The 25,700-nt window shown below is 39.2% G+C and carries 27 protein-coding genes and 1 pseudogene; 26 read left to right on the forward strand and 2 right to left on the reverse strand.

All coding sequences use genetic code 11. The features are described 5' to 3' along the window. A pseudogene (locus C1A47_RS07820) lies at nt 1–139 on the forward strand (RNA chaperone Hfq); the annotation flags it as partial. Nucleotides 140–232: 93 nt separating this feature from the next. Here C1A47_RS07820 and C1A47_RS07825 read toward each other — a convergent pair. Together C1A47_RS07825 and lptD are read right to left on the reverse strand one after the other, a co-directional pair. After that, complete coding sequence (locus C1A47_RS07825; protein WP_111894106.1) at nt 233–1,555, reverse strand: peptidylprolyl isomerase; 1,323 nt, start codon at nt 1,553–1,555, stop codon at nt 233–235. Next, entirely contained in the window at nt 1,552–3,987 is a 2,436-nt protein-coding gene (gene lptD / locus C1A47_RS07830; RefSeq protein WP_111894108.1) for an LPS assembly protein LptD, read from the reverse strand. The genes C1A47_RS07825 and lptD overlap by 4 nt, the downstream gene beginning before the upstream one ends. A 120-nt stretch (nt 3,988–4,107) precedes the next feature. Here lptD and C1A47_RS07835 point away from each other — a divergent pair, with 120 nt between their 5' ends. The 25 genes from C1A47_RS07835 to zapE all read left to right on the forward strand — a co-directional run bounded on the left by C1A47_RS07835 (nt 4,108) and on the right by zapE (nt 25,392). Beyond that, nucleotides 4,108–5,124, forward strand: a complete 1,017-nt coding sequence (locus tag C1A47_RS07835) for an aminoglycoside phosphotransferase family protein (protein WP_111894110.1) — start codon at nt 4,108–4,110, stop codon at nt 5,122–5,124. After that, nucleotides 5,121–5,810: an N-acetylmuramate alpha-1-phosphate uridylyltransferase MurU gene (gene murU / locus C1A47_RS07840; RefSeq protein ID WP_111894112.1), complete on the forward strand. Its 690-nt coding sequence runs from the start codon at nt 5,121–5,123 to the stop codon at nt 5,808–5,810. Before C1A47_RS07835 ends, murU begins: the two co-directional genes overlap by 4 nt. An 83-nt stretch (nt 5,811–5,893) precedes the next feature. After that, complete coding sequence (gene rsmG / locus C1A47_RS07845) at nt 5,894–6,526, forward strand: 16S rRNA (guanine(527)-N(7))-methyltransferase RsmG (protein WP_111894114.1); 633 nt, start codon at nt 5,894–5,896, stop codon at nt 6,524–6,526. An 18-nt stretch (nt 6,527–6,544) separates the two neighbouring features. Continuing rightward, nucleotides 6,545–7,327 (forward strand): ParA family protein, encoded by a 783-nt coding sequence (locus C1A47_RS07850; protein WP_111894116.1) that lies wholly within the window; start codon nt 6,545–6,547, stop codon nt 7,325–7,327. Next, nucleotides 7,324–8,214, forward strand: coding sequence for a ParB/RepB/Spo0J family partition protein (locus C1A47_RS07855; RefSeq protein WP_111894118.1), 891 nt, complete (start codon nt 7,324–7,326; stop codon nt 8,212–8,214). The genes C1A47_RS07850 and C1A47_RS07855 overlap by 4 nt, the downstream gene beginning before the upstream one ends. Before the next feature lie 22 nt (nt 8,215–8,236). Continuing rightward, on the forward strand, nt 8,237–8,881 hold the full coding sequence (locus C1A47_RS07860; protein ID WP_111894120.1) for a MotA/TolQ/ExbB proton channel family protein: 645 nt from the start codon (nt 8,237–8,239) through the stop codon (nt 8,879–8,881). After that, the gene (locus C1A47_RS07865; protein ID WP_111894122.1) at nt 8,878–9,306 is read left to right on the forward strand and encodes an ExbD/TolR family protein; all 429 of its coding nucleotides are present in this window, start codon (nt 8,878–8,880) and stop codon (nt 9,304–9,306) included. Before C1A47_RS07860 ends, C1A47_RS07865 begins: the two co-directional genes overlap by 4 nt. Continuing rightward, entirely contained in the window at nt 9,303–11,027 is a 1,725-nt protein-coding gene (msbA, locus tag C1A47_RS07870; RefSeq protein WP_111894124.1) for a lipid A export permease/ATP-binding protein MsbA, read from the forward strand. The genes C1A47_RS07865 and msbA overlap by 4 nt, the downstream gene beginning before the upstream one ends. A gap of 2 nt (nt 11,028–11,029) precedes the next feature. Next, nucleotides 11,030–12,049: a tetraacyldisaccharide 4'-kinase gene (gene lpxK / locus C1A47_RS07875; protein ID WP_111894126.1), complete on the forward strand. Its 1,020-nt coding sequence runs from the start codon at nt 11,030–11,032 to the stop codon at nt 12,047–12,049. Nucleotides 12,050–12,051: 2 nt separating this feature from the next. Further along, nucleotides 12,052–12,813, forward strand: coding sequence for a 3-deoxy-manno-octulosonate cytidylyltransferase (gene kdsB / locus C1A47_RS07880; protein WP_111894128.1), 762 nt, complete (start codon nt 12,052–12,054; stop codon nt 12,811–12,813). Then, a complete protein-coding gene (locus C1A47_RS07885; RefSeq protein ID WP_111894130.1) occupies nt 12,810–13,823 on the forward strand; it encodes a DNA polymerase III subunit delta' in 1,014 nt (337 codons plus the stop codon). The genes kdsB and C1A47_RS07885 overlap by 4 nt, the downstream gene beginning before the upstream one ends. A 12-nt stretch (nt 13,824–13,835) precedes the next feature. Continuing rightward, nucleotides 13,836–14,180 (forward strand): PilZ domain-containing protein, encoded by a 345-nt coding sequence (locus tag C1A47_RS07890; RefSeq protein ID WP_111894132.1) that lies wholly within the window; start codon nt 13,836–13,838, stop codon nt 14,178–14,180. Nucleotides 14,181–14,192: 12 nt separating this feature from the next. Further along, entirely contained in the window at nt 14,193–14,966 is a 774-nt protein-coding gene (locus C1A47_RS07895; RefSeq protein ID WP_111894134.1) for a TatD family hydrolase, read from the forward strand. 30 nt (nt 14,967–14,996) lie between these two features. Continuing rightward, complete coding sequence (locus tag C1A47_RS07900) at nt 14,997–15,608, forward strand: TetR/AcrR family transcriptional regulator (RefSeq protein WP_111894136.1); 612 nt, start codon at nt 14,997–14,999, stop codon at nt 15,606–15,608. Nucleotides 15,609–15,711: 103 nt separating this feature from the next. Continuing rightward, nucleotides 15,712–16,311, forward strand: coding sequence for a 6-pyruvoyl trahydropterin synthase family protein (locus C1A47_RS07905; protein ID WP_111894138.1), 600 nt, complete (start codon nt 15,712–15,714; stop codon nt 16,309–16,311). 25 nt (nt 16,312–16,336) lie between these two features. Beyond that, entirely contained in the window at nt 16,337–17,050 is a 714-nt protein-coding gene (gene ung / locus C1A47_RS07910; protein ID WP_111894140.1) for a uracil-DNA glycosylase, read from the forward strand. Then, the gene (locus C1A47_RS07915; RefSeq protein WP_111894142.1) at nt 17,047–18,168 is read left to right on the forward strand and encodes an enoyl-CoA hydratase/isomerase family protein; all 1,122 of its coding nucleotides are present in this window, start codon (nt 17,047–17,049) and stop codon (nt 18,166–18,168) included. The genes ung and C1A47_RS07915 overlap by 4 nt, the downstream gene beginning before the upstream one ends. Continuing rightward, nucleotides 18,158–18,658 carry a tRNA adenosine(34) deaminase TadA gene (gene tadA, locus C1A47_RS07920; protein WP_111894144.1) on the forward strand — a complete coding sequence of 167 codons (501 nt, stop codon included), beginning with the start codon at nt 18,158–18,160 and terminating at the stop codon, nt 18,656–18,658. Before C1A47_RS07915 ends, tadA begins: the two co-directional genes overlap by 11 nt. A gap of 183 nt (nt 18,659–18,841) precedes the next feature. Next, a complete protein-coding gene (locus C1A47_RS07925) occupies nt 18,842–19,735 on the forward strand; it encodes an amino acid ABC transporter substrate-binding protein (RefSeq protein ID WP_111894146.1) in 894 nt (297 codons plus the stop codon). Between the two features lie 223 nt (nt 19,736–19,958). Beyond that, nucleotides 19,959–20,651, forward strand: a complete 693-nt coding sequence (gene cmk / locus C1A47_RS07930; RefSeq protein ID WP_111894148.1) for a (d)CMP kinase — start codon at nt 19,959–19,961, stop codon at nt 20,649–20,651. A 90-nt stretch (nt 20,652–20,741) separates the two neighbouring features. Beyond that, complete coding sequence (rpsA, locus tag C1A47_RS07935; RefSeq protein ID WP_111894150.1) at nt 20,742–22,415, forward strand: 30S ribosomal protein S1; 1,674 nt, start codon at nt 20,742–20,744, stop codon at nt 22,413–22,415. Between the two features lie 157 nt (nt 22,416–22,572). Continuing rightward, nucleotides 22,573–22,878 (forward strand): integration host factor subunit beta, encoded by a 306-nt coding sequence (locus tag C1A47_RS07940; protein WP_111894152.1) that lies wholly within the window; start codon nt 22,573–22,575, stop codon nt 22,876–22,878. Between the two features lie 24 nt (nt 22,879–22,902). Beyond that, nucleotides 22,903–23,262, forward strand: a complete 360-nt coding sequence (locus C1A47_RS07945; RefSeq protein ID WP_111894154.1) for a lipopolysaccharide assembly protein LapA domain-containing protein — start codon at nt 22,903–22,905, stop codon at nt 23,260–23,262. A 30-nt stretch (nt 23,263–23,292) separates the two neighbouring features. After that, nucleotides 23,293–23,973 (forward strand): orotidine-5'-phosphate decarboxylase, encoded by a 681-nt coding sequence (pyrF, locus tag C1A47_RS07950; RefSeq protein WP_111894156.1) that lies wholly within the window; start codon nt 23,293–23,295, stop codon nt 23,971–23,973. Nucleotides 23,974–24,243: 270 nt separating this feature from the next. Next, on the forward strand, nt 24,244–25,392 hold the full coding sequence (gene zapE, locus C1A47_RS07955; protein ID WP_111894158.1) for a cell division protein ZapE: 1,149 nt from the start codon (nt 24,244–24,246) through the stop codon (nt 25,390–25,392). Nucleotides 25,393–25,700 lie beyond the last annotated feature (308 nt).

A 25,700-nucleotide genomic window follows, 5' to 3' on the forward strand; every position in this document is an offset into this window, starting at 1 on the left:
AGGTGGCTTCGGTGGTCAAGGTGGCTTCGGTGGTCAAGGTGGCTTCGGTGGTCAAGGTGGCTTCGGTGGTCAATCTACAGGCTTTGATAACGATGCAAAATTTGACGATACGCAAGACGACGACAGCAACAATCGTTAATTTGCAATAAATATAAAAAACCAGCCAAAGGGCTGGTTTTTTATTTTAAGACATAAAAATACCGACAAAGGTGTCGGTATTTTTTAATTGCTTCTATTTATTATTTTTTTTGTCTAGGCTTGGGTCTTTAATATCGACATAAGCATTTGCACGAATTTCACGTAACCAACCATCTAGTTCAGTATTGAATTGTTGTTCACCCAAATACTGGCGTGCCAAACGTTCTTGATATTCTTTCGTCATATCTTGTTGACGAGTATCAAGAACTTGTAATATATGCCAACCATATTGTGTTTGGAATGGTTCACTGATTTGACCGACAGGAGTTGATTTCATCTTGTCTTCGAAAGCAGGTACCATCATACCAAGGTTAACCCAGCCTAAATCACCGCCATTCGCTGCTGAACCTGGATCATTCGAATAGACAGAAGCGAGTGTTTTGAAATCTTCACCTGCTTTTAAACGCTTATAAATACTGTCAATTTTTTGTTTAGCTTGGTCTTGATTTAAAACTTCAGATGTTTGAATCAAAATGTGGCGAACATGGTATTGCGTTACAATCGCTTTTTGATCACTTGCCTTACGATCAAGCAATTTTAGAATATGAACACCGTCTTGTGCAGGGATAAGCTCGCTGGTTTGTCCTGATTGCAAGTTGCTAACACGCGCAGCAAGTTCGGCAGGAATATCAGACAAATTGCGATATCCCATATCTACGCCAACCACTTTGACTTCAGCTGTGGAATCTTTCTTGCTAATTGCCTGAATGTCATTACTTTGTGCAAGATCTTGTTTTACTTGATCAGCGGCAGCACGTAGACTAAGCATATCATTTTTATTATTTGTTGCTGAAATACGGACATGCAAGATATGAGCTTGGCTACCAATTGCAGCTTGACCTTGTGGTGTTTTTAAAAAATTATCAACATCTTGGTTGCTAATTTTAATTCGAGACATTACTTGTTGCTGGCGCAATTGGTTGATAGCGAGCTCCTGACCAATACGACTACGAACCATTTCGTAAGTTCCTGGAGCTTGTGCATCTAAACGTTTTTGGAAGTCTTCTAGACTATTTACACCATTTTGTTGAGCATACTTAAGCACGGCTGCATTTAAAGCAGCTTCATTAGGCTTAATACCATAACGCTTTACAAGTTCTAGCTGAGCTTGACGCAAAATAATTTGCTCCAATGCCTGTTGCTGTAAAACTTGTTGTGGAGGTAAGGTTTGTTTTTGTGCTTGTAATTGACGCGTTAATTCTGCAGTCATTTGGTCTAAGTCACTACGTAAAATCGCGCTATTATCAACAATAGCCACAACTTCATCGCTTGTTGCTGCGAAAGCTGGAACTGAGCTTGAAATCAGAAGAGCGAGCGCTGTTGCTTTAAAGAAATGGGTTAGTTGTTGTTTCTTCATTCAGATTGTGTCCAAGATTGGTTAGATTTGTTAAAGCCGACAATACGCTGTTCAAGTAGGGAAGCAAGTCTGTTGTTAAAGGCTCCAAGCCCTTTCAATGTAAATTCTGCCATAATTGCATTTTTACGCTTTACGCCTGGTTGCGTGACATCATCGAGATCATTGTAATATGAACGACCATATACGGAGACTGCCCAGCAGCATGACTCATAATTGACCCCTAATAAAATTTCACGAGCTAAACTGTGGTCAATGTCATATTGAACGTGGCCAATGATACGCCAGTTGTCTTTAACAGGTTGTATGAAAGATGCAACAACTTGATCATAAGTCAATTGGGTATTATTAACTTCCTTGCGTTTATAATAGCCTAAGTTATAAATCGTACCTTGTTTTGTTGTGTAATAAGATTGGAAGTTTGCTTGGGAAATTGCACTGTTATCCCATGCGATGTTGGACGCAATAGTAAAGTTATTAGCAAGTTGACTAGATAAAGATAAAACGGGATCAGATTGTCTATCTGTTTGAATCGTATCGCTATCATCTAAAGTCACTTTTCGATCTGAGAAATAGAAACTTTTCCCTACAGCTGCTTTTAAACGCTCTAAACCTTGTTCATCAAATAAACTATAACTAATACCCAATGACATAAAGTTATTATCGTCTAAACGGTCATTTCCATAAAAACGATATGGACTAAACAGTTGGTCATAGCTGACAGATGCAGTTGTCGTGTCAAAGTTTGGATAGCCTGTCTGATTTTTATATGGTGCATACGCATAAAATAGGCGTGGCGTTAGTGTTTGTAGGTATTTACCCTCTTTTTCGAAATTAAGACCGGTATCTAAGGTAAATTGAGGCACAACAACTGTTTTGTTTTGTGATCCGCCTGGATTTTGAGCTTGTGAATTCTGATCGTAAAAATAATTTAGGCTACGTACAGAGGCCTCAGGAATGACAAAAGCCCAAGGCGTACGGTAGTTGTAACGTAATGCAGCCGAATTATATAGACGCGTTCCACTTTCAGCTAAAGCACTACCATCATTGATATCTTTTTGGAAATAAGCAGTATCATTATGATACTCAAATTGCCAACCTAAAGGATTTTGTGTGGTGTAGTTCAGTAAGAATTGAGGCAAACGTGAATATGGTTTGTCTGCATCTGAAATTGTTTTATCGAGTGTTTGATAAGTCTCAACTTTTAGGCTGGCATCTAGACCAGGAATTGCATTTGCAAAGGTTAATTGTGCAAGTCGTTTTTGGTTTAAATCTGTGGATATATTTGGGTCATTTTTAATATCGTCAATATAGTCGATATCAGATAAATAATTGTAATCCAAATTGGCAGTCAGGTACTGATTGATTGCCCAGTCATGTGTGATATGGAGTGATTTACGATCTTTGTGGTTGTAATCAGGGTCATTTGGCAGGTAACCACCAGAAATAGTTCCTTCACCAAAATTCGCAGTTTTATAGTTAAACTCACCTTCAATCATTGCACCATGTGTACCTAAATAACGTGGTGTTAAGGTCATATCATAGTTTGGTGCAAGATTTAGGTAGACAGGTAGGGAGATTTGAAAACCTTCACTACTCGTCCAGCCAAAGGATGGTGTCAGTAAACCTGTGGTTCTACGGTCATCAATTGGGAAATTATAGTAAGGTAGATATGCAATCGGTACATTTTTAACATAGAGGGTTGCATCACGAGTTGTTCCGCGACCTGTTGCCTGATTGAGTTCGATTTTTTTCGCTTTAATGTGCCAGTCAGGTGATTTACTTGGTGCACATGCAGTATAGCTAGCATTGTCTAAAATGATTGTAGAGGCAGACTGGCGTTCAATGCTCGCAGCGTGGCCGTGTGCATGGGTTTGTTCTGCAATAAAGTAACTATCACTTAAATTACCAGTTTGTTCTTTTAGATTGTAATCAACTTTTTGACTTTGAGAGACCAAACCATTTTGAGCAAGTTGTACGTTACCTTGAGCATGCGCGATTGTTTGAGTTTTATCGATCGTCACGTTTTCTGCATGAACTTGGCGACCTTCTTGGTCAATAACCACGTTACCCTTTAATTCAGAGTCACCGTTCGGGTTATAGAAACCATAATCAGCCGTGATGTTTGTTGTTGTGTTATTGGGGTCAGGTGCTTTGGTGTTTGGCTGAATTGGTGTGACCCAAACGCCTTGGCAATAAGGTGAAAATTGAGCGTTTGGTGCGCGCTCTTTTGCTTCAGGGCTATCCTTGCTGACATAGTATTGTTGGAAAAAATTCTGCCCAGGATAGCTTTCATTAAGCTGCTGCTTGAGCTGTTGATTGTCCACAGAAGATACAGCATCTGAAGATGCAGCATAGCTTGATTGTAACGAACCGCCACACAAGAGTGTCAAAATAGCAGTTGCTAAGGGATTAAATCTAAACTGTTGCTTCATGTGTCTCTTTAACCAAGTATGCTTTTTTGCAATTAATTATTGTCGCATCATAGAGAAAAAGTCTATAAGTGGCTACACTTAGGACTTTAAAAATTCAGCCTGTATTAGATTATTTTGCAAATGAATACACAACGTGAACAATTGATAGAAACATGGTTAACGACTGTCCTTCGTTCGGATCGATTTGAAATCAGTTATTTAGCAGGCGATGCGAGCTTCCGTCGTTATGCACGCGTTACCTTAGATCATAAATCATTTATGCTCATGGATGCACCTCCTGAAAAAGAAGATTGTGCTCCTTTTGTTTGCATTGATGAATTTTTAGATCAGCATCAGGTTCGTGTTCCACATATCGTTGCAAAAGACTTAGATACAGGCTTTTTATTGCTTGAAGACTTTGGTGATGTGTTGTTATCGACTTTGTTAAATACTGACACAGTTGATCATTATTATTTACAAAGCTTTAAACAGTTAATTCAGCTTCAAACAATTGATGGTACACAACAATTACCCGCATATTCCTACGATAAATTAATGACGGAAATGCGCTTGTTGACTGACTGGATGTTCCCAGCACTGAATGTTCAGTTATCTGAAGCTGAACAGACTTTAGTTGAGCAGACATTTGATCTGTTGGCAAATGCTGCACTAAGTCAACCGCAAGTCATTGTACATCGTGATTTTCATAGTCGTAATTTGATGCAGTTACAGGGTGAAACAGATCTAGGTGTGATTGATTTTCAGGATGCCGTGATTGGTGCGGATACTTATGATCTGATCTCAATTACCCGTGATGCATATGTGCAGTGGTCGCCTGAGCGTGTTTATCAGTGGTTTGAGCAGTTTTATCATTTGCTTCCAGAAACGGCTAAACAAAATCGTAGTCTTGAACAGTTTAAACGTGATGCTGACTTTATGGCTTTACAGCGCCATATTAAAATTTTAGGCATCTTTGTGCGTCTATTTGAGCGTGATGGTAAGTCAGGTTATTTGAAAGATTTGCCACGAGTGATGTGGTATGTGTTGACTGAAAGCCAAGCTTATCCAGAATTGACTGAGTTCATTACGTTTATTCAACAACGTGTAATGCCAAGTTTTGCTGAAAAATACGGTCAGTATCAGGAAGTATCTGCATGAAAGCCATGATTTTAGCTGCAGGTTTAGGGAATCGGATGCGCCCTTTGACTTTGCATACCCCAAAGCCATTGCTTGAAGTCGCCGACAAACCTTTAATCGTGTGGCATATTGAAAAACTTCAAAAAATTGGGGTCACTGATATTGTCATCAATACCGCATGGTTGGCAGAGAAGCTGATTGCTACTTTAGGTACAGGCGAACAGTTTGGCGTCACCATTCATTGGTCAAATGAAGGTGAGGGGCTAGAAACGGCAGGTGGTATTATTCGTGCTTTGCCATTGTTAGGTGAAAAGCCATTTATTTTAGTGAATGGTGATGTCTGGACAAATTATGATTTTGCACCTTTGCTCAATGTGGAGTTGGGGGGGGATCTGGCACATTTGATGTTGGTTGAGAATCCAGTTCAGCATCCTCATGGGGATTTTGTCCTGCATGCGCAAAAAGCGTATACTTTTGAGCAAAATCAGCAGGGTGAAGCCTTAACTTATAGTGGTATTGCTGTGGTTGCACCACAAATGTTTGCAGGTTTGGAAGATGGGAAAAGACCGCTGGCACCGTTGTTAAAACAGGCGATGCAACAAGGACTTATATCAGCAAGCAAGTTAGCCGCAGCATGGGTCGATGTAGGCACACCCGAGCGTTTATCGGATCTTGATCGACAAATCCGTCAGGGACAATATGCTTAAATGAGTATTCACTAAGCATCCTGCTCTTTGCTTAAGCAGATAAATCAGTATACTTCACCTAACTTTAACGGACGAGTTTCGACATGCATCTTTTTTTTCAGGAATTAAAACAAGGCAGTAAGGCATTAGGATTAGACCTAAATGAAAATGCTTTGAATCTATTATTGAAATATCAAGATGCATTGGTACTTTGGAACAAGGCGTATAACTTGACTGCTATTCGTGATCCAAAGGAAATGCTAGTGAAACATTTGCTTGATAGTTTGAGCATTTTATCTGCTTTACCAGAAGGTCGCTTACTGGATATTGGGACAGGTGGTGGCATGCCAGGCATGATCATTGCTTTATGTCAACCTGAGCGTGAATGTGTACTGCTAGATTCAAATGGCAAAAAAATTCGTTTTTTAAAGCAATTTATTGCCGATTTAAAATTGCCAAATGTGACAGCAGTGCAAACTCGCGTGGAAAATGAGGACAGCATTCGCGAGCTCGGAACATTTGATGTGATTACCAGCCGCGCATTTGCTTCACTGACTGACTTTATTGAAGCATCAAAACCGTATATGCATACGGGTAGCTATATTTGTGCCATGAAAGGTTTAATTCCAAGTGAAGAAGTGGCTGAATATTCAAAAGAATTTAAAACTCAAATTATTGAACTAAAAGTACCGCGTTTAGACGAACAACGTCATTTGATTATTTTGCAGAAAAATTAAGGGATTGGGGTTTTTAACATGGCTCAGATTATTGCAATTGCAAACCAGAAAGGTGGGGTCGGTAAAACAACAACCGCGGTAAATTTGGCTGCATCATTGGCTGTGCTCAAAAAACGCGTTTTACTGGTCGATATGGACCCACAAGGCAATGCGACCATGGGTTCTGGGGTGCAAAAAAATGATTTGCTGTATACCGTAACTGATGTGTTACTGGGTGAAGTTCCAATCGAAACAGCAATTAGTAAAACTGAAGTTGGCTATAAACTTTTAGGCGCTAACCGTGATCTTTCAGGGGTCGAGCTGGCAATTGCCGAGCAGAAAAAACGTGAATATATTTTACGTGATGCATTACAGCAAGTTGAAAAATCTTTTGATTTTATCATTGTGGATTGTGCGCCAAGTCTGAGTTTGATTACGGTGAATGCTTTAGCAGCTGTACAAGGTGTGGTTATTCCAATGCAATGTGAATACTATGCTTTGGAGGGTTTGGCTGACTTAACTCAAACGATTGATCGTATTCAGCAAGCACTAAACCCGCAACTTCAAATTGTTGGTGTATTACGGACAATGTATGATCCACGTAATGCTTTGACTCGAGATGTTGCTTCTGAACTTGAACAGTATTTTGGATCGAAACTGTATGATACGGTTATTCCACGAAATATCCGCTTAGCTGAAGCACCAGCACACGGGCTACCTGTCATTTTCTTTGAAAAAAGTTCTAAAGGTGCTGTTGCTTATTTGAAAATGGCAACAGAATTAGTGAAAAAAACTAAAGTGAAAAAAGGACAATCAGCATGAGCGTAAGAAAACGCGGATTGGCGAAAGGGCGCGGTTTAGACGCTTTGCTCGGTTCGATTCAAAAAGAAAAACTGAAAATTGAACAACAAGCGCATGATCATGGTCAATTTAAAAATATTGATGTCAATTTACTAAAACGTGGTGAGTACCAGCCACGTCGTTTTATGAATGAAGAAGCTTTGCAGGAGTTGGCAGCTTCAATTGAAAAACATGGCGTGATGCAGCCAATCGTGATTCGTCCTGTAGACGATGAGCGTTATCCATATGAAATTATTGCAGGTGAACGTCGCTGGCGTGCTGCACAATTGGCAGGTTTAACTGAAATTCCTGCGATTGTGCGTGAGTTAAATGATCAGGTTGCGATCGCACTGGCATTAATTGAAAACATTCAGCGTCAAGACCTGAATCCTATTGATCAAGCCATGGCATTACAACGCTTTCATGATGAATTTGGTTTAAGTCATCAGGAAATCGCAGATACCGTTGGTAAAGCACGTACTACGATTAGTAATTTACTTCGTTTATTGACATTGGCAGAGCCTGTCAAAGAGCTTATGCAAACGGGTATTTTAGACATGGGGCATGCACGTGCCATTTTGACTTTAAAAGCAAAAGATCAAGAACGCATCGCGGATATTGTGATTGAAAAAAGCTTGTCTGTACGGCAAACCGAGCAATTGGTACGCGAATTTAATTTACCGAAAAGTGAGAAGGTAAAGCCTGAACCATCGCCAGATCTAGAGCAATTGACTCAAAAACTGTCTGAACGCTTCAATGCAAATGTGCAGATTGATCACACTCAGCATGGTAAAGGTAAATTGGTCATTCACTATCATTCTTTAGATGAATTAGATGGAATTCTAAACATCTGTTTAGCAAGTAATTAAGATTTTTTCGGGGTAGTAAAACATGTGGGAACTCTTTAAAGCTGGCGGTTGGTTAATGCTGCCACTTGTATTGTGCTCAATCTTTACAGTAGCAATCAGTATTGAGCGCTTTATTCGTCTGCGCCATGCTTCGGTGATTCCACATGACTTAACTGTGACTGCAAAAACAGAGGTACAGCAGATAGCACAGCTTTTGCAGCAAGATTCAAAGTTAACTCAATCGGCTTTGGGGCAAGTACTTTTTGCGGGTCTGAGTGCAAAACAGGAAAATGATCAGTTTGCCCGTGCGCAAATGGAAGCCGCTGCTTCTCAGGAAATTCATTATTTAGAAAAAAATATTAATTTCCTTGGAACAATCAGTGCGGTTTCACCTTTACTGGGTTTGTTGGGTACGGTGATTGGAATTATTGAATCATTCTTAGTGATTGATGTTGGCTCTAATGTCAGCCCAACATTGATGATTCCTGGAATTTCTAAGGCATTGATTGCAACAGCCATGGGGATGGTTGTTGCAATTCCAGCTTTAATTGCTTATCGCTATTTTCAGCGACTGGTACAAGAATATGTTGCTGAATTAGAGCAGCAGGCAACACTATTTCATGCAAAATTATTCTATCAACGTCAAAAATCGGCACATGATTATGATAGAACAAAGGATGTCGCATGAAATTCAGAAGAGCTTCTCGTGTTGAGGAGATTCATATCAACTTGACACCAATGATCGACTGTTTGTTATTTATTCTGGTGTTTTTATTGCTTTCGACTACCTTTTATCAGCAGAGTCGCATTAATTTAACGCTACCAGATGCACAAGGTGTTCCACCTAAACAGTACGATCATAAAATTGAAGTCATGGTAGACTCGAGCGGACATTACTCTGTTAATGGACAAGCAATTTCTGGACAGGATACAGCTGACTTATCTACTGCGGTTAAACAGGCAGCAGATGGACGGCATGATCTAATGTTTGTAATTGCTGCTGATGCGAAATCTACGCATCAAGATGTTGTTCGTGTTATGGATGTTGCAGGGCAACTCGGTTTTGTCAATATTAATATTAGTACCAAAGCACCTACTCGAGGTTATGAGTGAATCAAGACATTAAAGTTTATTTGCGTCTGCTGACCTATTTAAAGCCTTATGGTTGGTATGCATTACTGGTTCTTATTGGTTTTGCATTAAGCGCCAGTACGGAAGTATCGATTGCTAAACTCCTTGAGTTTGTGATTAATGCAATTCAAACGCATAATACACATCAAACGTCGCTTTTCCCATTTTTAGTGGTCTTGCTAATTTTTGTACGTGGTATTGGTTCATTTCTGGGTGATTACTACTCGGCAGTCATTTCACGTCATTTAGTATTTCGGATGCGCCAACAAGTTTTTGGTAAGTTATTGCGTTTACCTTCGAACTATTACCTGAAAAATTCAAGCGGGCATATTACCTCAAAAATCCTGTATAACATTGAACAGGTTACGGCAGCTTCTTCTGAGTCAGTGCAAATCTTGCTCAAAGAAGGTCTGACTGTCATTGGTTTATTGGGTTATCTTTTTTACCAAAACTGGAAGCTGTCCATCATTATTTTGGTGTTTGCACCAATTATTGGTTTTGTTGTACGTAAAGCAGCGAAGCGCATGCGTAAGCTGTCAACACAAGTACAAAATACCATGGGTGATGTAAATCATGTGGTACAAGAATCAATCTTGGGTCAGTCTGTGGTTAAAGGTTTTTGTGCACAAGAATTAGAAGAAAAGCGTCTATTTGATCGTTCAACAGAAAACTTAAAACGTGGCCTGAAACTTCATATTGTTAATGTTTTAAATACGCCAACAGTCCAATTCATCATGTCAATTGCGATGGCAATTATCATGTGGATTGCATTGCGCCCTGAGATTTTAGGTGATACTTCAGCTGCTCAATTTGTTGCATTTATTACGGCAGCAGGGATGTTAAGCAAGCCAATTAAAAATCTAACAACAGTGAATGAGAAGTTACAGCGTGGTTTGGCGGCTGCATATTCGGTCTTTGAATTGCTGGATATGCATGAAGAAGAAAATACAGGGACACAAAAACCACAGCTTAAAGGTGATGTTCGTTTTGAGCAGGTTAATTTGGTTTACCCTGATGGTTCACATGCAATTCATGATTTTAATTTGAACATTAAAGCAGGTCAGACCGTTGCATTGGTTGGTAGATCTGGCGCTGGAAAAACATCACTGGTCAATTTATTAGTACGTTTTCAACAGATACAGTCTGGAAATATTCTACTAGATGAATTGAAAATTCAGGATATTGAACTAAATTGCTTACGTAGCCAAATTGCAATGGTAAATCAGCAAGTTGTACTGTTTGATCGCACTGTGCGTGACAATATTGCTTATGGGCAGTTACAAGGTGCTAGTGAAGAAGATGTGATTGCGGCAGCCAAAGCAGCTTATGCACATGACTTTATTATGCAGTTGCCACAAGGTTATGACACTGTTTTGGGTGCACAAGGCCTAACTTTGTCGGGTGGTCAACGTCAGCGTCTAGCAATTGCGCGTGCAATTTTGAAGAATGCGCCAGTTTTAATTCTCGATGAAGCAACTAGTGCACTCGATAATGAGTCTGAATATTTTATTCAAAAAGCTTTTGAACAGGCGATGCAAGCACGCACAACGATTGTGATTGCTCACCGACTATCGACAATTGAAAATGCAGACTTAATCGTGGTGATGGATAAAGGTCGTATTCTGGAGCAAGGAACACATGCTGAGTTGCTTATGAAACACGGAGCATATTTCCAATTACATCAACGTAATTTTGAGGATTAATAATGGGTTTGGCACAACATATTCAAGATGCTTGGAATAAACAAGCTCGATGGTTGGTGCTATTGCGTCCATTATCCTGTCTATATGGTTTCGGTTTTCAGTTGAATAAGCAACTGTATAGATCAGGTCTAAAGAAAGTATATCAGGCACCTGTACCTGTTCTTGTGATTGGTAATATTACTGTGGGTGGGAGTGGGAAAACACCATTACTCATCCAACTCGTTAAGCATTTACAACAGCATCAGGTACGTGTAGGTGTCATTAGTCGAGGCTATGGTGGTCAAGGGCCTTTTCCCACATTGGTTTTACCAGATTCATCTGCTGAAATAGTGGGGGATGAGCCTTGTCTGATTGTGCAAAATACACAAGTCCCGATGGCGGTTGGATCAAATCGTCAACAGGTGATTGAACTATTATTGCAGCATTATCAATTGGATTTGATTATCAGTGATGATGGTTTACAGCACTGGGCTTTAGCTCGCCAGTTAGAGTGGATTGTTTTAGACAATAATCGTGGTCTGGGCAATCAACAACTTCTACCAGAAGGTTATTTGCGCGAACCAGTTAGTCGCTTGCAAAATGCGACCGTGATAGAGCATTCTGCGAAACCAACCTCTAAAACACATATGCATTTGCAGGTAGGTCAGCCTTATTTGTTGAATGGTGATGCTGATCAGACTAAATCATTTGATTTAACGCAGAAGTATCATGCTGTCGTTGGAATTGGGTATCCAAAACGCTTTTATGACAGCCTAAAAAGTGTTGGTATCAGCAATTTTGAGTGTCATGAATTTGCTGATCATTATGCATATCTGCTGAGTGATTTACAGTTTGATGATCAATTTCCGATTATTACGACTGAGAAAGATGCGGTAAAAATTAAAAATTTATTGCAAAACAATGCAGCGAATATCCAACGTGAAATTTGGGTATTGCCCGTTGAAGCTGTGTTATCTTCTGCTTGCTATAGCATATTACAAGATCAATTACAGCAATTAAATATTCATCTTACAAAGGTTTGATTATGAAACACATTGTTATTCCTGCTCGATTTGCAAGTTCACGTTTACCAGGTAAACCCCTTTTGGAAATCCATGGCCGTGCAATGATTTTACGTGTGGTAGATCAAGCCAAGAAAGTAGATGGATTTGATGATTTGTGTGTGGCAACAGATGATCAGCGTATTGCTGATCTGTGTCGTGCAGAAGGTGTTGATGTTGTCATTACATCCGCAGATCATCCATCTGGTACCGACCGATTGAGTGAAGTTGCAAAGATTAAAGGCTGGGATTCACAAGATATTATTGTCAATGTTCAAGGTGATGAACCCTTACTTCCTGCTCAATTAGTTAAACAGGTTGCACAACTATTGATTGATCAGCCACAATGTTCAATGTCTACATTATGTGAGCCGATTTATACATTAGATGAGTTTCGCCGTGACAGTATTGTTAAGGTTGTAATGTCTAAATTTAATGAGGCTCTGTATTTTAGCCGTGCAACCATTCCTTATGATCGTGATGCGGTAAAACACCAGTCTGAACATTTACATAATTCTGCATATCGTCATTTGGGCTTATATGCTTATCGTGTGGCTTTGCTTCAAGAATATGTAACTTGGGATATGGGGCAACTTGAACGTTTAGAAAGTCTGGAACAACTTCGTGTTTTAGAAAATGGTCGTCGAATTGCGATAGCTGTTGCTGAAGCCAATTTACCTCCAGGTGTGGATACGCAAGAAGATCTTGATCGTTTAAATGCTCTGGATGTTTCAATATTTCAATGATGCAAAATTTATATTCGCAAACTGAACTTGCCAACAGCACGATATACCCATGGCAGCAAACCGTTTGGAACATGCTTACACAGCGTTTTCCTGATATCGGTCATGGTTTATTGTTTTATGGCAAGCAAGGTTGCGGAAAGCATGCGTTTGTTGAACATTTTGTTGCTTGGCTTTTGTGTCAGAATAAACAAGCTGAAGGTGCCTGTGGGCAGTGTGGTAGCTGCCAGTGGCTAAAATCAGATACGCATCCAAATTATGTTGCGATAAGTACTGACGAAGACAATAAAAAAGCCAATGCTCAAATTAAGATTGAGAAGATTCGTGAATTATTGCCATTCGTACAGCAAACGGTTGATGGGTGGCGTGTTGTTGTTATCCAACCTGCGGAAGCTTTAAATATTGCTTCGGCGAATGCTTTGCTAAAGACCCTTGAAGAACCTGGGGAGCGTGTGGTGATTATTTTAGTTGCTGAGCACTTTTTAAAGTTGCCCGCAACGATTCGGAGTCGTCTACAACGCTATGCGCTAGACCGAATAGAACAGGATCAAGCTAGCCAATATCTACAGCAGCAAGCTGCTGAACTCGATGCTGAAAAGATTCAATTATTTTTAAATCTGGCAAATGGTATGCCACTCCAGGCGATGACTTTGCGAGAGCAGGCGTGGATCAGCCGCAGACAGGAATTTATGCAAGATTGGCTAAGTTTAGTGCAACAAAAGAATACGCCAATCCGTTATGCGACAAAATGGTCAAAAGAGCTGAATTTTGCTGAATTACAATACTTGCTTGAATATTTGTTGTCAGATTTAATTTGTGTCAAACTGAAGCAACCTGTAAAAAATATAGATTTAGATTTCACACAATTAAATGATTTCTATGATCTAGAAACCTTGTTTCAGATTTATGCAGAATTGCAGCAAAGTAAAAGAAAGATTGAACAAAATGTGCAAACTAATTTAGTCATCGATCAAATGTTTGTATTGCTGATGAATGTTTGTACTAGTCAATAAAGGGGAAGAATAATGTTACAACCTCGTATGGGCGGGATCATCCAAGCCAATATTACTGATCGTGCAATGTTGCAAGCGAGTTATATGCCATTTATTGATGGTGGTGGCTTATTTATTCCTTCACAGCAGTCAGTTCGACTGGGTCAAGAGGTTTTTGTACTGGCAACATTACCTGAACAAAGTCAGAAAATTCCATTAACTGGTAAAGTGATTTGGATTAATTATCGTCAGACCGCGGCTAAACCTCAAGGTTTCGCAATTCAACTTACGGGTGATAAAGGCATTTACTATAAAGGCGAAGCTGAAAAACTTCTTGCAGGTAGTTTGTCACTCAATCACCCAACTTATACGATTTAAACTGGAGCTTATGTGTTTACCGATACTCACTGCCATTTGACTATGCTTGATTTAACGCCATATTCAGGTGATCTAGATCAGGCTTTAGAACAAGCACGTCATGCTGGTGTTACAAAATTCATGGGAATATCGGTAGCACTGGAAGATCATATTGCATTAGCAGAAATTGCGCATAAACATGCCGATGTTGGCTATACAGTTGGCGTACATCCCTGTGAGGATGAAACCGTAATGCAGATGGCTACGGTAGAGCGTTTAGTTGAGCTTGCACAGGACAGTAAAGTCTGGGCATTTGGTGAAACAGGACTGGATTATTATCACAGTACAGACTTTGTTGTAGAACAAAAAGCCTGTTTTGCACGGCATATTGAAGCGTCTAAAATAATGAAGAAGCCAGTGGTGGTTCATACTCGCTCTGCCAAACATGACACAATCGATATTATTCGGGCTGAGCAGTCAACACATGGTATTTTGCACTGTTTTACTGAAGATTTAGAAACTGCAAAAGCTGTATTGGATTGTGGTTATTACATTTCTTTTTCGGGGATTGTTTCATTTAAAAATGCACAAGACTTGAGAGATGTTGCACGACATGTTCCTTTAGATCGTTTGTTGATAGAAACAGATAGTCCATATTTAGCACCTGTACCATATCGTGGTAAAAGCAATGAGCCTAAATATGTTCCATTTGTTGCTCAGGCATTGGCAGATGTTTACGGTTCGACTGCTGAAAAAATAGGTGAAATAACGAGTCGGAATTTTGAAAATCTCCTTAACTTAAAATAATGTATGAAAGGGAAAATGCTGTAAATGAAGATGGATCGTCAGGCACAATTTAAAGCAAGAGAACATTTGATATTTCAAGTTGCTGAACAGTTATTATTAGAAAATGGTGAAGCAGGGATGACGCTAGATGCGCTTGCTTCAGAATTGGATCTGGCAAAAGGGACATTGTATAAGCACTTTCAAAGTAAAGATGAGCTTTACATGTTGCTGATTATCCAAAATGAGCAAATGTTATTGGAAATGTTGCAAGACTCGAGTAAGAATTTTGCTGAACATCTTGCATTTTTTATGCTGCATCATTTACATCATTCTGAGCGCACAGTTTTATTTCATAGTATTGAGGAAAAACTGTCGATGACAGGGACTGGAGTTCAGCAGCTTTTCAGCCAGCTATATCAGATTCGTCGTCAACGACTGCGTATTATTATTCAGATCACCGAACATTATCTTGAATCTATTCAGAGTCAGATGACAGTTCGTGATTATATGGCTGGAATATGGTCACTTACACACGGTGCAGCTATGTTGTTGAATTCTAGCTTTTATCAACGTTATTTAGGTTCCCGAGATAGTTTGCGTATTGCTTATATCGATCAGGCACTTGCGATGCCTAAGTTGCATATGGCACATATGCAAAACTGATTTGTGAGAAAATGCAACTCGGGATGAAAATTATTCCTCAATATTCGACTTTTGTTCTATAATCCAATGTCGTATTTAAAATTCATAGTTATTCATTAGCCTCATGTTAATTCGTAAGTTATTTAAGTTTGAGAATGCTCATATTGTAAGAAATTGCACCTCGGATCGTTGTAAACGCTCAATTCATGGTCATAGTTACAAGGTTGAGTTGTTGCTTAAAGCATCGAAGCTAGATCATGGGCAAATGGTCTATGATTTTGGCTTGCTTAAAGGTGTCATTAAAGAGCTATTTGACAGTTTTGATCACGCAATCTGCTTTTGGAATCAAGACAGTGCTGACTATATTCAGGCATGCCAAAATTTCAGTGCACGCTGGATTAGCTTGCCTGTTTCCCCATCGGCCGAGCAATTTTCAAGAATTTTCTTTTATTTAGCACAGCAAGTACTTAAGTCTACACAAACCCAAAATGGTGAAGGGGATGTTGAAGTCTATTCTGTGATTGTGCATGAAACAGACACGGGTTACGCGCAAAGCTTTCTTGAAGATATTGAAAATACGCAGATGGGAGTGCTTGCTTTAGATCAAATCGTGTTTTCTGAACAAGTTCAAGCAGAATGGTCAGATCCAGAAATGTATGAAAATTTAAAAAAGGGATTAACATTTCTAAATCCTAAAGTTGAATTACAAGTGCAGATTTCCTGAATTTAGAGTGAATATTGGTTTTTACATGTCTTTAACGGAACAACAACAGCAAAAGCTTGATAAAGTACAAATGGATGCGTCATGGAAATATGCGCTGCAAGATTTTCTTTTAAGTCCCAAAATGGATGACTTACGCCAGTTTTTAATGGCAGAGAAGCAAGCAGATAAAACCATTTATCCACCAAGCCCTTTTATTTTTAATGCGCTGAATACGACGCCTTTTGATCAGGTTAAAGTCGTTATTTTAGGTCAAGACCCTTACCATGGTCCAAATCAGGCACATGGGCTGAGCTTTTCCGTGCAAAAAGGAGTTGCATTACCGCCATCTTTGCGTAATATTTTTCATGAGTTGCAGTCTGATCTTGGAATAAAAGCACCTTTACACGGTGATCTGACACAATGGGCACAGCAAGGCGTATTGTTACTCAACAGTGTGCTGACTGTAGAGGCAGGGCAGCCGACCTCTCATCAAAAACAAGGCTGGGAAGACTTCACAGATTATGTAATTGATGTACTCAATGAACAGCGCGAGCATATTGTATTTATCCTTTGGGGAGCATATGCACAGCGTAAGGGACAAAGAATTAATCGAGAGAAACACTTGGTACTCACGGCAGCTCATCCATCACCACTTGCTGCAAACCGTGGTGGTTTTTTTGGCTGCAAAGTGTTTTCTAAAGCCAATAATTATCTGAAACTCAATGGCATTGAGCCAATAAACTGGCAGCTGGACGCATGACACAATCTCCTAATACTCAGCAGTATCATCCTGACCTCATTGTTGAACAAGCAGCAAATGGCTGGCGTATAGTCCGTTTGAATCGACCAAAATCCTTACATGCTTTGGATTTATCTATCGTCAAAGCACTTCGGGAAGTTTTTGAAGACTTTCATCAGGATGATGAAGTTAAAGCAATCTGGTTAGATTCTACGACGCCAAAAGCATTTTGTGCAGGTGGAGACGTACGTAAACTGCGTCAGCTTGTCCTTGAAAATGAAGCAGATACTGCGACTGAGTTCTTTAAACAAGAATATGCTTTGGATTTATTGTTGCATAACTACGCCAAACCAATAGTTGTTTGGGGTGAAGGGTATGTGATGGGTGGTGGGCTTGGTTTATTTATGGCAGCACCATTTCGCTTGGTGACACCTTATTCTCGTTTGGCAATGCCAGAAATCAACATCGGTTTATATCCTGATGTTGGTGGAACTCGCTTTTTGGCTGATCGAGGGGCAGTGGGGTTATTTACGGGTTTAACAGGCTCTATTATGACTTCAGCAGGTGCATATGCGATTGGTTGGGCTTCTCATATCTGTGATGCGCAGCGCGATATCGTCTTGAAAAAACTGATTAACATCGATTGGGGACATTATCCAGCTGGTGATTTCCGAGCTATTGATGATACATTGAATAGCATGCATCGACCTGTAGGTGCAGGTCCTTTGCAAAATTCGCTTGATGTCTTGCACAGTGTTTGTCGTGGTGTGAATTTTGAATATGATTATGAAGCGATCATTGGTTTAAGTGATGCCCGAAGTGATTGGCTACGTCAAGCCAGTGAAAACTTGCAAAAAGGCTCACCTGTAACAGCGGCTTTGACTTGGTTGCTGTGGCAGTGGGGGAAAAATGTACATTCATGGAATGAAGTTTTTGATTTAGAAGTGCAAATTTCAAACTGGAAAATTCGTCATCCTGATTTTATTGAAGGTGTGCGTGCCCGTTTGGTAGATAAAGATTTATCTCCAGAATGGCAAAAGTATGATGAATTAAGCTTGAAAGGTATTCTAGGTTCATGCCCACCAGTTACTACGATTGAAAGCTGGAATGCGATTCTGAAACAATATCATGTCATTTAATCGATTATCTGATCCTATTTTCTCAGAAGATGATGAAAAATGGATGCGATTGGCGTTAGAGCAGGCTAGCTTTGCTGAAATTCATGGTGAAATTCCTGTTGGCGCCGTAATCGTAAGTCAGAACCAAGTGGTTGGTGTTGGGTATAACGCGCCAATCACTTTGCAAGATCCTACAGCACATGCCGAAGTTGTTGCTTTACGTGATGCATGTGCGCGACTCCAAAATTATCGTTTACCTGAAGATGCTGTGCTTTATGTTACTTTGGAACCCTGCACGATGTGTGTGGGTGCATTGGTTCATGCAAGAATTAAAAAAGTTATATTTGCAGCAAGTGAGCCTAAAGCGGGTTCTCTCTTAAGCGCACGCCAATTATTAAACAATAACGGTTACTATAATCATATTTTTGAGTACCAAAATGGTTGTCTTGAACAAGAAGCAAGTGCACTATTAAGTGCATTTTTTAGGAAACGAAGAGCTCAGAAAAAATAATAAAGCATTATATTTGAGCAAAATTTAAATTTTAAGCTCTAATTTTGAGCATTTAATTCATTGTTTTACTGTAAATTTATAATAAATGACCTATATTTGTGCGCTCATAAATTATATTTAAAATGTGAGTATCAATAATATTGGGAAAAACAATAAATATTGATGCAATCATAAAGGGAAAATATGAAATCAGGACTTAAAAAATTATTTGTCTCTACTATGGTTTGTTCTTCAATGATGTCCGCGTCTTCGGTATTTGCTGCGGATACATTAGCTAAAATTCAAAGAACGGGCACTTTGGTTATTGGGACTAGAGTTTCATCACAGCCTATTTCTTATGTGATCAATGGTCACCCAATGGGTTATGCGATTGATATTTGTAATGACGTTGCTGCTGAAATCAAAAAAGAATTACGTATGCCAAATTTGCGTGTTGTGTATAAGACAGTCTCGCCGACTGAACGAATTCCAATGCTAAGATCAGGCCAGATTGATATGGAATGTGGTACTTCAGCACACTCAGTCATTCGTGATCGAGAAGTGGATTTTTCAACGAACTATTATATGGCAGAAATTCGTATGGCCGTAAAAAGTTCATCAAAAGTTCAGGAACTTGATGATTTAGATCATAAAACTGTTGTTACAACTGCTGGCGTGATTTCAGATAAATATTTAAAGCGAAGTATTCGCGGTAGTGATTTAAACATCCATAAAATTTATGGTCGAGATCATGCTGAATCTTTTGCATTGCTGGCTGCTGGGAAGGCAGATGCTTTTGTTGGGGCAGATTCAACACTTGCAGGGTTGATTGCAACATCTGGACATCCTCGTGATTACAAAATTGTTGGTACAGCATTATCTGTTGACCCTTATGCAATTATGTTGCCAAATAATGATGCAAAAATGAAAGCAGTTGCTGATAAAGTTGTAATTGGTTTGTGGCGCTCAGGTAAGATGGATCAGTTATATAAAAAGTGGTTCTTGTCTCCAATTCCACCACGCAATGTTGCTTTGAATATGGAATTAAATAAAGCAAATAAAGTTTTACGTGCTCGTCCTACAGACGCTGGAAACTAAAACTGAACAAGGTTTGGTCAAGTGGGTTGACCAAACCTTAATGTGTGAGATATTAAATATATCACTGATTTTATAAGTAAAATGTATTTGTGGTTTATTGATGTTTCTTAAAAATAACGGTTATGTCATTTAAAATAAGAAAAGAAGATTGAATTTGTGAACTCTAAAATGCAGACTAGCTGCTTTATTAAGCCTAAATATTAAATTTATATTTGGATGTTTTATGAGTATTTATGTCATTACGATTGATGGGCCAAGTGGATCAGGGAAAGGAACTTTGGCAACAAAAATCGCTCAACATTATCACTATCATTTATTGGACTCTGGCGCGTTATATCGGCTGCTAGGATTGTCTTTGGAAAAAAGAAAGCTAATTGAGCATTTACACGAAAATTTACAAGAATGCATAGATATTGCACGAAACTTAAATATTGAATTTTTAGTTACAGAACAAGGTATTCAAGTTTTATTAGACGGAGAAGATGTTTCGCAAACTATTCGAACAGAAGTGGTTGGCGCTTTTGCATCTAAAGTTGCTGTTATTCCTGAATTAAGGACTGCGTTATTGCAGCGGCAACGGGATTTCGCACAATTACCAGGTTTAATCGCTGATGGTCGTGATATGGGAACAGTTGTCTTTCCTGAAGCACAGGCAAAGATTTATTTGACAGCATCAGCAGAGTCTAGAGCTCAGCGACGAGTAAAACAGTTGCAGAGTATGGGTGAGGATGCTAAAATAGCTGACATTTTATCTAACATACAAGCGCGCGATAAACGAGATATGGAGCGCGAAGTTGCTCCACTCAAGCCTGCTGTAGATGCTTTGTTGATTGATAGCTCAGAGTTAACAATCGATGAGGTCTTTACACAAATGGTGAATTATATTGACGCGCGGTTAGAAAAAGCATTTAGCTGACACATCACTTGATCAGATTTACGGATGATGTGTGAGTATAACCAAACCAGCCTTGACTGATCCAAGACTGTTGACTTTATCAGGTATAACATGACCGAATCTTTTGCAGCCCTCTTTGAAGAAAGCGAATTAAACTTAAACGTTGAAAAGGGTGCAGTCATCCAAGGTGTTGTTGTAAGCATCGATGACGACTGGGTAACTGTTGACACTGGCCTTAAATCTGAAGGCGTTGTTGACCGTGCAGAATTCTTAAACGACCAACGTGAACTTGAAGTTCAAGTTGGCGATACTGTTGATGTTGTTGTTGAAGCTCTTGACAACGGCATGGGTCAAACAGTTTTATCACGTGAAAAAGCGAAACGTGCTGAAACTTGGACTAAACTTGAAAAAATCTTTGAAGATGGCGAAATCGTTACTGGTGTTATCTCTGGTAAAGTTAAAGGTGGTTTCACTGTTGACATCGGTCCAGTTCGTGCGTTCTTGCCAGGTTCTTTAGTAGACACTCGTCCTATCCGTGACACAACTCACCTTGAAGGTAAAGAGTTAGAGTTCAAAGTAATCAAACTTGATGCTAAACGTAACAACGTTGTTGTATCTCGTCGTGCTGTTATGGAAGCTGAATCTTCAGCTGACCGTGAAGCTCTTCTTGCTCAACTTGAAGAAGGTCAAACAGTTACAGGTACTATCAAGAACCTTACTGATTACGGTGCATTCGTTGACCTTGGCGGTATTGATGGTCTTCTTCACATCACTGACATGGCTTGGAAACGTATCAAGCATCCATCAGAAGTTGTTGAAGTTGGTCAAGAAGTTACTGTTAAAGTCCTTAAATTTGACAAAGAACGTAATCGTGTTTCACTAGGTCTTAAACAACTTGGTGAAGATCCATGGTTAGCGATCATGAGCCGTTACCCTAAAGGTTCTATCGTTAAAGCTCGTGTTACTAACTTAACTGACTACGGTTGTTTTGCTGAAATCGCTGAAGGCGTTGAAGGCTTAGTACACGTTTCAGAAATGGACCACACGAACAAAAACATCCACCCATCTAAAGTTGTTCAGATTGGTGACGAAGTTGACGTTATGGTTCTTGAAGTTGATGAAGAACGTCGTCGTATTTCTCTTGGTATCAAACAAACTCGTGCTAACCCATGGGAAGAGTTTGCTAAGAACCATGACAAAGGTGAAAAAGTTTCAGGTACTATCAAGTCTATCACTGACTTTGGTATCTTCATCGGTTTGCCAGGTGGTATCGATGGTCTAGTTCACTTGTCTGATATTTCTTGGAACGAACAAGGCGAAGATGCTATCCGTCGTTACAAGAAAGGTGACACAGTTGAAGCTGTTATCTTGTCTGTAGACGCTGAAGGAAACCGTATCAGCCTTGGCATTAAACAATTGAACAGCGACCCATTCAATGACTTCTTAGCTGCTAACGAACGTGGTGCTTTGGTTAAAGGTACTGTAACTGCAGTTGATGCTAAAGGCGCTACTGTTAAGTTGGCTGACGAAATTGAAGCTCAATTGAAAGCTTCTGAAATCAACCGTGATCGCGTTGAAGATGCGACTAAATTCTTAGAAGTTGGTCAAGAAATCGAAGCGAAGATCATTAACGTTGATCGTAAGTCTCGTACTATTAACTTATCTGTTAAAGCGAAAGACGAAGCTGAAGAGAAAGAAGCTGTTGCTAACTTACGTCAAGCAGCTGCATCTCAAGACAATGGTCCTAAGACTATTGGTGACTTGATCAAAGCTCAAATGAAGTAATCTATAAAAATAGTTGAAAATTAGTGTAACTAATTGATACTTTTTATTTAATTACTGTAAACGGTAGCGTAGTATTGGTATACTGCGCTACCGTTTTGTATTTAAACGGGTTATTATCAATTGACTGATAAATCGTTATAAACCAATGAGGTCACAGATGACTACAGAAGCACTTAATAAATCTGATTTAATACAACGCATTGCTTTGAAAAATCCACACTTAGCTGAGCCTCTTGTAGAGGAAGCAGTTAAAATTATGCTTGATCAAATGATCGAGGCGCTGTCATCGGATAATCGTATTGAAATTCGCGGTTTTGGAAGTTTTGCTTTGCATCATCGTGAACCACGTGTGGGACGTAATCCTAAAACTGGTAAATCTGTTGACGTTGCAGCAAAAGCTGTTCCTCATTTCAAACCTGGTAAAGCATTACGCGATGCTGTGAATGAGTCTGGTAGCAACTAAGAACTGATTAATGCGGGAGAGCTTATGCGCTTTATTCTTATCCTTGTATTGATTGTATTATTTGTCTATTCATTGGCATTAGTTTTACTAAACGGTACTATGGTTTCGGTGGACTTATGGTTAACCCATGTTCCTGAAATGAGAGTAGGTTTATTGGTGTTAATCACTTTAGCTCTGGGAATTATCTTAGGATTGTTGCTAGGTGTACAAATTTTTCGAGTGTTCCAAAGTCGCTGGGAAATTCAACGGTTACGTAAGGATATTGAGCGTTTACATAAAGAGCAGCTCCATAATGCACAATTGGCTGCTACAGAGGCAATCGCTCATAGTCGACAAGAAAAAACTGTTTTGGATATTAGCTCAGAAGATAAAAGCCCATTATAATGGGCTTTATTTTTGGTTGGAATTAATCTCTTGAGTATTATCGTTGCCTTAGATGCGAAAAGCCAAGCCCAAGCTCTAACGATTGCAGAAAAGCTAGATCCTGAACTATGCCGAGTAAAAGTAGGCAAAGAGTTATTTACTCATGAAGGTCCTCAGGTTGTAAAAGCTTTACACCATCTTGGATTTGAAGTTTTTCTAGATTTGAAGTTTCATGATATTCCAAATACGACGGCACAGGCGGTTTGTGCTGCAGCAGATTTAGGTGTTTGGATGGTGAATGTACATGCATCTGGTGGTCGCAAGATGATGGAAACCTGTGTTGAACGTCTAAAAGCTGGAAACTACTCTACTCAATTGATTGCAGTTACAGTGCTAACATCTATGGGGCGGGAAGACCTTCGTGATATTGGTTTAGATGTTGAGCCAGTAGATCAGGTACGTCGTTTGGCCAAATTAACCTATGACTGTGGTCTAGATGGTGTGGTTTGTTCTGCACAGGAAGCAAAGATTTTACGTCAAGATTTGGGCAGTGAATTTGCTTTAGTGACACCTGGTATTCGTCCTTTAGGATCAAATGCAGATGATCAAAAACGTATTGTAACGCCAGCTCAGGCGATGCAAGATGGTTCTACGCATTTAGTGATTGGTCGCCCAATTACGCAGGCTGAAAATCCTCAGCAAGTTGTACATGATATTTTAGCGACATTGTAAAAGAGAAGTACTTGCAAAAGATGAGTGTCTAAAACCATCTTTTGCAATTTCATGACCAAAAAAGCTTGAAATTAAGCATAGCTTTATCAAATAATACTTGCGAATTGTGCTGAACAAGAACATGGATGAATATGTGATTTATTCAGAGTTTATAGTACAAGGGAATGAGTTTTTTAAATCACAGCATTTATGTATTCCAACTTTATTTGGAACATAAACCCAACGACTAAGTTATTACAAAGTTGTTCAATTTATCGAATATTGAAGCTTATGTTTAATCCTAAATCTGAAAATAGTACAGTAGTATCATCTCCTGCGGAACGCTATGCACAAGCCCTATCTTCAGGGCAATTTATAGCTGATGATGCACAGGCACAAGCTGTAAATGAATTGGAACGTGTGTGGCAAGAGCTAATTAGTCGTTATAAAGCTTCAAAAAAAGCCTTTCGTCGTTTTCGTCGTCAAACGACACCACATGGTGTGTATATGTGGGGTGGTGTTGGGCGTGGCAAAACATGGTTAATGGATCAATTTTTTGATTCCATTCCATTTCGACGTAAAACACGAATGCATTTTCATCATTTTATGCAATATGTTCATAAAGAGTTGAATAAGCTTTCTGGTCATCGAAATCCATTAGATTTAGTTGCAGACCAAATCTATAAAGATGCTGTAATTATTTGTTTTGATGAATTTTTTGTTTCAAATGTAACTGATGCCATGATTTTGAGCGATTTGTTTCAAAAGCTCTTTCAACGCGGTATTACTCTAGTTGCAACATCAAATATTGCACCAGACGGTTTGTATAAAAATGGCATTCATCGTGACCGTTTTTTGCCTACCATTGAAATGGTGAAAGAAAATTGTGAGATTCTGAATGTCGATGCAGGTGTGGATTATCGTCTACGCGTATTGAAACAGGCACAGTTATTTAAAACACCTCTAACGCCTGAAGCTGATCAATGGTTAGATGAACGTTTCCATGCCTTAACGCAATCACAGAATATTGTTAAAAGCAGCATTGAAATTAATAATCGTCAGATTGAAACATTGGGGCATAGCCAAGATGTTTTATGGTGTGAGTTTAGAGAACTGTGTTTAAAACCACGAAGCCCTGCAGATTTCATTGAGATTGCTAATACTTATAATACGGTTTTAGTAAGTCATATTCCGCATTTAACAGATCTATTGAATGATGCGACACGTCGCTTTATCTATTTGGTTGATGAGTTTTATGACCGTGGGGTCAAATTATTATTGACCTCTCAAGACAGTATTATTGAAATTTATAAGGGTGAGAAACTCTCATTTGAAATCGAGCGTACACGTTCGCGGTTACTTGAAATGCAGTCTGATGACTATTTGAATGCAGAGCATAAGCAGATTCAGCAAACGGCTGATAAACAAAAAGAAATATAAAAATAAAAGCGCCTTAAAGGCGCTTTTATTTTCTTACATATGTTCAAAATAAAAGCATAGACGCTGTTATTCAAAATTTGTTAGAGTCATCAAAGCTGTACTGATAATAAGTGGCACTTTAGTCTAATTACAGATACCTTAAAAATAATTTACATTGGTTTATTTTGTATTTTATTTTTATATAACAAAGAGATAGAAATATTTTGTTGTTTATGAAATGTTCGCTATTTCGCAGGTTAATAAAGCTATTCAGCCCAGTATAAATGTTTATACTGAACATCTCGGTAATAAAAAGTAGCAAAATCAGG

Source organism: Acinetobacter sp. MB5 (assembly GCF_003261585.1).
Lineage (GTDB): Bacteria > Pseudomonadota > Gammaproteobacteria > Pseudomonadales > Moraxellaceae > Acinetobacter.

Coding starts and splice junctions, on each gene's coding strand:
- C1A47_RS07825 (WP_111894106.1), bottom strand. CDS start 1,555: ATGAAGAAACAACAACTAACCCATTTCTTTAAAGCAACAGCGCTCGCT.
- lptD (WP_111894108.1), bottom strand. CDS start 3,987: ATGAAGCAACAGTTTAGATTTAATCCCTTAGCAACTGCTATTTTGACA.
- C1A47_RS07835 (WP_111894110.1), top strand. CDS start 4,108: ATGAATACACAACGTGAACAATTGATAGAAACATGGTTAACGACTGTC.
- murU (WP_111894112.1), top strand. CDS start 5,121: ATGAAAGCCATGATTTTAGCTGCAGGTTTAGGGAATCGGATGCGCCCT.
- rsmG (WP_111894114.1), top strand. CDS start 5,894: ATGCATCTTTTTTTTCAGGAATTAAAACAAGGCAGTAAGGCATTAGGA.
- C1A47_RS07850 (WP_111894116.1), top strand. CDS start 6,545: ATGGCTCAGATTATTGCAATTGCAAACCAGAAAGGTGGGGTCGGTAAA.
- C1A47_RS07855 (WP_111894118.1), top strand. CDS start 7,324: ATGAGCGTAAGAAAACGCGGATTGGCGAAAGGGCGCGGTTTAGACGCT.
- C1A47_RS07860 (WP_111894120.1), top strand. CDS start 8,237: ATGTGGGAACTCTTTAAAGCTGGCGGTTGGTTAATGCTGCCACTTGTA.
- C1A47_RS07865 (WP_111894122.1), top strand. CDS start 8,878: ATGAAATTCAGAAGAGCTTCTCGTGTTGAGGAGATTCATATCAACTTG.
- lpxK (WP_111894126.1), top strand. CDS start 11,030: ATGGGTTTGGCACAACATATTCAAGATGCTTGGAATAAACAAGCTCGA.
- kdsB (WP_111894128.1), top strand. CDS start 12,052: ATGAAACACATTGTTATTCCTGCTCGATTTGCAAGTTCACGTTTACCA.
- C1A47_RS07885 (WP_111894130.1), top strand. CDS start 12,810: ATGATGCAAAATTTATATTCGCAAACTGAACTTGCCAACAGCACGATA.
- C1A47_RS07890 (WP_111894132.1), top strand. CDS start 13,836: ATGTTACAACCTCGTATGGGCGGGATCATCCAAGCCAATATTACTGAT.
- C1A47_RS07900 (WP_111894136.1), top strand. CDS start 14,997: ATGGATCGTCAGGCACAATTTAAAGCAAGAGAACATTTGATATTTCAA.
- C1A47_RS07905 (WP_111894138.1), top strand. CDS start 15,712: ATGTTAATTCGTAAGTTATTTAAGTTTGAGAATGCTCATATTGTAAGA.
- ung (WP_111894140.1), top strand. CDS start 16,337: ATGTCTTTAACGGAACAACAACAGCAAAAGCTTGATAAAGTACAAATG.
- C1A47_RS07915 (WP_111894142.1), top strand. CDS start 17,047: ATGACACAATCTCCTAATACTCAGCAGTATCATCCTGACCTCATTGTT.
- tadA (WP_111894144.1), top strand. CDS start 18,158: ATGTCATTTAATCGATTATCTGATCCTATTTTCTCAGAAGATGATGAA.
- C1A47_RS07925 (WP_111894146.1), top strand. CDS start 18,842: ATGAAATCAGGACTTAAAAAATTATTTGTCTCTACTATGGTTTGTTCT.
- cmk (WP_111894148.1), top strand. CDS start 19,959: ATGAGTATTTATGTCATTACGATTGATGGGCCAAGTGGATCAGGGAAA.
- rpsA (WP_111894150.1), top strand. CDS start 20,742: ATGACCGAATCTTTTGCAGCCCTCTTTGAAGAAAGCGAATTAAACTTA.
- C1A47_RS07940 (WP_111894152.1), top strand. CDS start 22,573: ATGACTACAGAAGCACTTAATAAATCTGATTTAATACAACGCATTGCT.
- C1A47_RS07945 (WP_111894154.1), top strand. CDS start 22,903: ATGCGCTTTATTCTTATCCTTGTATTGATTGTATTATTTGTCTATTCA.
- zapE (WP_111894158.1), top strand. CDS start 24,244: ATGTTTAATCCTAAATCTGAAAATAGTACAGTAGTATCATCTCCTGCG.